At 58.8% G+C, this 5,751-nt stretch carries 5 protein-coding genes and 1 pseudogene; 2 read left to right on the top strand and 4 right to left on the bottom strand.

Annotated elements, in window-relative coordinates:
- The 4 genes and pseudogenes from MVB78_RS05800 to MVB78_RS05785 form a co-directional block, all read right to left on the bottom strand.
- Nucleotides 1-252: pseudogene (locus MVB78_RS05800) on the bottom strand (hypothetical protein); the annotation flags it as partial.
- A gap of 9 nt (nt 253-261) precedes the next feature.
- Nucleotides 262-981 carry an ABC transporter permease gene (locus tag MVB78_RS05795; protein ID WP_297489129.1) on the bottom strand — a complete coding sequence of 240 codons (720 nt, stop codon included), beginning with the start codon at nt 979-981 and terminating at the stop codon, nt 262-264.
- Nucleotides 969-1,901 (bottom strand): ABC transporter ATP-binding protein, encoded by a 933-nt coding sequence (locus MVB78_RS05790; protein WP_297489127.1) that lies wholly within the window; start codon nt 1,899-1,901, stop codon nt 969-971. The genes MVB78_RS05795 and MVB78_RS05790 overlap by 13 nt, the downstream gene beginning before the upstream one ends.
- Nucleotides 1,898-3,154 (bottom strand): hypothetical protein, encoded by a 1,257-nt coding sequence (locus MVB78_RS05785; RefSeq protein WP_297489124.1) that lies wholly within the window; start codon nt 3,152-3,154, stop codon nt 1,898-1,900. Before MVB78_RS05785 ends, MVB78_RS05790 begins: the two co-directional genes overlap by 4 nt.
- 84 nt (nt 3,155-3,238) lie before the next feature.
- Here MVB78_RS05785 and fba point away from each other — a divergent pair, with 84 nt between their 5' ends.
- Nucleotides 3,239-4,084 (top strand): class I fructose-bisphosphate aldolase, encoded by an 846-nt coding sequence (fba, locus tag MVB78_RS05780; RefSeq protein WP_297489132.1) that lies wholly within the window; start codon nt 3,239-3,241, stop codon nt 4,082-4,084.
- Nucleotides 4,085-4,151: 67 nt separating this feature from the next.
- A partial coding sequence (locus MVB78_RS05775; RefSeq protein WP_297489121.1) for a pyruvate/oxaloacetate carboxyltransferase occupies nt 4,152-5,751 on the top strand: 1,600 nt, incomplete at its 3' end.

Raw genomic sequence — 5,751 nt, 5'->3', positions numbered from 1 at the left:
GATGGCCCAGAGCCCCGGCGATGAGATCTCCGGGGCGCAGGCGCGAAAAGCGCCCGGTGGTGAGTTCGAGCTGGTTGTAGCTGCTCTTGCGAGAGAGCACCCGAACCGCCACGACATCCCCTTCCTCCCCCTCCCGGCCCGCTGGGTTTTAGCTATTACCACGGTGCCTTCCGGAAACTTCGGTGCTATCCCCTTCGCGTATTCGTTGGTCGAGTCAATTTCGTCGAGCCGGATAACCTTCGAGCCTATCATACCACTCCCTCAGTAGAGCTTTTTCAGGGCTTTAATCGAGAGCAGTAGCATCAGGAGGCTGAAGACCGTGAGGCCGAGGAGGGAGTCGCTGAGGGGAAAGAGCTCGTAGTAGTTCAGGATGGAGACCCGGAGCCCCTCAACGAGGTAGGTTAGGGGCGTGAGGAGGCCGACCGCGAGGAACCACGCGGGGAAGAGCGTGAGGGACTCAATGGCACCGCTCGTGAACATCATCGGGAGCCTCAGGATGTTGAGCCACGTCATCACGTTTATGGGGTTCCTCACGTAGAGGCCGAGCCATATGCCGAAGAGCGAGAAGGCAAAGCTCCCAAACGTGATCAGGGTCAGCGTTAGGGGGACGCTCTCGATCGGATACACCATGAACTCGATCAGGGAGAGGAGGGTTATTACCCCGACGAAAAAGCCGAAGATCGTCCCGACGAGGGCCTTTGCGATGATTATCTCGTACTCCCTGAGGGGGGCGAGTAGGAGTCTCTCAAAGGTTCTCAGGCGCCTCTCGAAGATTATGGACGAGGATACGAAGGAAGTCGTCGCGAAGAGCACCGAGATGGAGATGAGGCCCGGGGCGAGGTGGTCGATGTCCCCAAAGCGGACTATGAAGGCGAAGGTGAAGACGAGGGGGAACACCACGCCCCAGCTTATCGAGCCAGGTTTTAGAAGGTACTCCTTGAACTCCTTGTACATTATCGCCGGTATCTTCAAAGCGGGCACCCCCCGCAGGCGCAGGGTCTCTCCTCCTCCCCTGATGTTAGTTCTATGAAGACGTCCTCGACGCTCGGAAGCTCCGTTGAGACGTGGTTAACACGAAAGCCGAGCCTCTCCCTGAGGGAGCAGAGGAGCCCGATGAAATCGCTCACGTCGTCAACGTGCAGGAGGAGGCCTTCCCCATCGAAGCTCGGGTCGTAGGCCGAGAGCTCCCTCAGGAGGTGGGAGCTTATGGGATCAACGCTCAGCCGTACCTTCACCTTTCCTCCGATGAGTCTCTTGAGCTCGTTCCTCTTTCCAACGGCGACTATCTTTCCCCTGTTCATTATCGCTATCCTGTGGGGCAGCTTCTCCGCCTCGCTCATCGTGTGGGTGGTCAGGAAGACGGTCTTCCCCCTCTTGTTGAGGATCCCTATCATCTCCCTTACCGCCTTGGCAGAGCGGACGTCAAGGGCCTTTGTGGGTTCGTCCAAGAAGAGCACCGGCGGGTCGTGGACGAGGGCGGCCGCTATGACGGCTCTCCTCTTCAGGCCGGCGCTGAGCTGCCCGAACTTCCGCTCCGCTGGAAGGCGGAACTCCTCGACGAGCTCCCCAACCCTCTCGATGGGGGCGTTGTAGAGCCTCGCGGTAAAGCGGAGGTTCTCCTCCACAGTCAGCTCGTCGTAGAGGTTGGAGTTCTCGGGGACAACGCCTATGCTCGCCTTCACCTTGAGCTTCTCCCGCACGACGGAGTGGCCGTTCACGTAGGCCTCCCCGCCGTCGAGCGCGGTTAAACCGGTCAGCATTCTAACTGTGGTGGTCTTTCCGGCCCCGTTGGGCCCGAGGAGGGCGAATATCTCCCCCTTTTTAACTTCAAAGCTCACCCCGTCAACCGCCCTCAGCCCGTCGTAGACCTTGACGAGGTCTCTTGCCACTATGGCGTTCATTCCCTGATCTCCCTCCAGAGCAGTGCGATTAGGATCAGTGCGGCGAGCCCGAGGCCTATTTCAGCCGCGTGACCGCTCAACCCCTTCCCGGATTCGGATGAATTGTGGGGCGTTGGTGTTTGGGTGGTGGAGGAAGTAGTCTGTCCGGCGGAAGGGGAAGAACTGAAGGACGGGGAGGTCTCTGTCGTGTTGGTAGCCGTGCTTGAAGTGCCGCCCGAGCCCTTGAAGAGGGTCTGGAAGTAGACGGTGCCCTGGCAGTTCACGGTCTGGAACGTCCTGTCGGCCACGGCGAGGTACCTCCCGCTGGGGCTCATAGCCACCACGCTTACGCTCCTGTTGTCCTGGAAGTACCAGACGGGGGTCCCGTTAGGGGACAGGAGGACGGCGTCCCTCCCCCCTCCACCTGCCAGCACGTAGCCCCTCCTCGTCGCAACATCCCAGAAGGGGCTGAAGGCAGGGAACTGGTAGATCTGCGTGCCGTTCAGGGAGAAAAGGTCTATCGAGCCTATGTCCCCGGAGACTGCGACTCTACCGTCGTGTATCGAGACGTCCCTAACGTAGTCGTCGAAGTGCCTGCTCCAGAGCACGATCCCGTTTCCGTCGAGCAGGTAGACGTCGCTCGTTACCCCCTGTCCCGTGTGGAGGACGAGGGCCGCTATGTGCTTCCCGTCTGATTTAAGGCGCCACACCCTTCCGCCGAGGTTTTTCTCCCAGAGCCGGGTTCCGTTCAGGGAGTAAGCGACGACTAAACCGGCGTCGTTGCCCGCGTAGACCTCCCTCCCGAGGTAGACCCCCCATATCGGGGCCCCCGTGTCAGCCTTCCAGACGACCTTTTTTCCCCTGAAGAAGTATAGCCAGCCGTCGTTGCTTCCGGCGACGAATTCCTCCGCGTCGGGGCTTATGGCAACCGCCCACACCTGATTTCCGGTTTTGTACTCAAAGGCGAGCTTCCCGTGGGGGTCGAAGAGCTGGACGTAGAACCCCCGCGTCCCGGCGAGCACGTAGTTGTTCTCGCTTATGGCGATGGAGTAGGCGAAGTCCCTACTCGGAACCTTGTAGACGCGCTTGCCCGTCGGTGAGATGAGTATCACGTCGTAGCCGAAGCCCGTGGCGACATAGCCCCTGTCGTTAACGGCCATCGAGAATACCATGCAGGTGTCGCTGTACTTCCAGTCCCACTCTGGCTGGGCGTGGACGAGCGGGGAGATGAGGAGGAGTATGAGAACCGGGAGGAGCTTTCTCACCGTCAACACCACCCCCACTTCCGCGATGTTCTTAAAGCGTTAACGGTGGAAAACCTTAAATTCCCGAAGGGCATATCACCCACGGTGATTAAAGTGGATGCGTATCCGAGTGTCGGCATCAGGAGAAGGCTCGGGAGGTTCTTCCGCAGGGACGGGAGGGCTCTAATCTTTGCGATGGATCACGGCTTCGAGCACGGCCCAACTGACTTCGAGCCGGTCTGGGAGCACGTTAACCCGAGGATAATCGTGAGGAAGGTCGTCAGGGCTGGCATAGACGGCGTCATGATGCTCCCCGGAATAGCCAGAATAGCCGGAGACGAGGTCAAGCCGGACAGGGGGCTCATGATAAAGCTCACGAGCAAGACGAACCTCCGCCCGAAGGACGAGCAGCTCCTCCAGAGTCAGCTGGCGTACGTCGAAGATGCCGTAAAGCTCGGCGCAGATGCGATAGCAGCGACGGTCTACTGGGGCTCACCGCAGGAGGACATAATGATGCGCCAGTTCGCGGAGATAGCGAGCTACGCCCACAACCTCGGCTTCCCGGTTGTGCAGTTCGCCTACCCGCGCGGCCCCTACATAACCGAAAAGTACGGCAAAAAGGAGGACTACCGCGTCGTTATGTATGGCGCGAGGGCAGCTGCTGAGAGCGGAGCTGACATGATAAAGACCTACTGGACGGGCTCAAGGGAGACCTTCGCGAAGGTCGTTGAAGCGGCCGCTGGTGTTCCGGTTCTGCTCAGCGGCGGGGCTAAGACTGAGAATCCCGTTGACTTTCTGAAGGTTGTCTGGGAGGTTATCGAGGCTGGGGGAGCCGGAGCGGTCGTCGGAAGGAACATCTTCCAGCGCGAGAACCCTGAGCCCTTCATAAAGGCCCTCCTGAAGGTTATCCACAGAAACGAGGACCCGGAGGAGGCAGCCAAGGCGGAGGGCCTCCTCTGACCTTTCCCATTTCTGTCCAGCAATTTAAATATACAACTTCTGCAGACCTTTAAACGGGGTGAGAAAAATGGGGAGAGTCGAGATTATAGACACTACCTTCAGGGACGCTCACCAGTCGCTCATAGCGACCCGCCTCCAGACTGAGGACATGCTAAAGATAGCCGAGGACATGGACAGGATCGGCTTCTACTCGATGGAGGTCTGGGGTGGAGCGACCTTCGACGTCTGCATCCGCTACCTCAACGAAGACCCGTGGGAGAGGCTCCGCCTGCTGAGGGAGCGCATAAGGAAGACCAAGCTCCAGATGCTCCTGCGTGGCCAGAACCTCGTCGGCTATAGGCACTATCCCGATGACGTCGTCGAAAAGTTCGTGGAGCTGGCCCACAAGAACGGGATTGACATATTCAGGGTTTTCGATGCCCTCAACGACGTCAGGAACATGGAGGTTGCGATAAGAAAAGCAAAAGAAGTCGGCGCTGAGGTTCAGGGGGCAATAGCCTACACAACCGGCCCGGTTTTCACTCTCGAATATTACATGGAGAAGGTTGAAGAACTGCTAAAGCTCGACGTAGATATGATAACCATAAAGGACATGGCAGGCCTCCTGACGCCATGGAAGGCCTACGAGCTGGTGAGCGAGATAAAGGAAACCTACGGCGTTCCGGTCAACGTCCACACCCACTCGACCACGGGGATGGCTGTCGCGACTTACATGAAAGCAGTTGAGGCTGGAGCGGACTTCATAGACACCGCCATAAGTCCTCTCGCCTTTGGAACGGCCCAGCCGGGGGTACAGACGATATGGCACGCTCTGCCCGAGGCCGTTGGAAGCCACCTCGACAGGGAGACGATACACAAGGTTTCCCGCTACCTCAAAACCCTCCTTGAGGAGAAGTACTTCAGCCTGCTCCACAAGGAGGCGCTCATGGTAAACCCCTACGTCCTCAAGTACCAGGTTCCCGGCGGGATGTACTCCAACCTGATAAGCCAGCTCAAGGAGATGAAAGCTTTAGACAAGCTCCAGCAGGTTCTTGAGGAAATACCGCGAGTCAGGGAAGACCTCGGCTGGCCGCCGCTGGTCACTCCAACGAGCCAGATAGTCGGAACTCAAGCGGTTCTAAACGTCCTCTTTGGGAGGTACAAGAGGATAACGGAGGAAGTGAAGAACTACGTGAAGGGCCTCTACGGCAGGCCACCTGCGGAGATAAGGCCCGAGATAAGGAAGCTCATCCTCGGCGACGAAGAGCCCATAACCGTTAGGCCGGGTGAACTGCTCGAGCCGGTCATTGAGAAATGCAGGGAGGAGGCCAGGAGCTTCGGCGCCGAGAGCGAGGAGGACGTCCTGACCTACTGCCTGTTCCCGCAGATAGCAAGGGAGTTCTTCGCGAGGAGGAAGACCGGGAAGGTCGAGCTACCGCCGAGGGCCCAGAGGTTTAAGCTCTACATCAACGGCATCGAAGTCGAGGTCGGCGTCGAGGGCGTTGACCTGAGCGCTCTCAGGTACCTGTCCCAGGCGACAAGCACATCCACTCCAGCACCGGCAACGGCTCAGGCAAAACCAGCCGTTCCCAGCAAACCTTCGGTTTCTTCCTCTGTTGGGGTTTCTGCTTCTTCGGTGGAGGGGTCTTCGGTTCCGGCTGGGGAGGGTCTTGTTAGTGCTCCAATGC

This window comes from Thermococcus sp. (assembly GCF_026991495.1).
Taxonomy (GTDB): domain Archaea; phylum Methanobacteriota_B; class Thermococci; order Thermococcales; family Thermococcaceae; genus Thermococcus.
Note: the sequence above shows the minus strand (reverse complement) of the source record. Positions and strands in the feature narration are given on the sequence as shown.

Bases quoted from the DNA above. Each gene is read 5' to 3' on its own strand.
- MVB78_RS05790 (WP_297489127.1), bottom strand. From the start codon at position 1,901: ATGAACGCCATAGTGGCAAGAGACCTCGTCAAGGTCTACGACGGGCTG.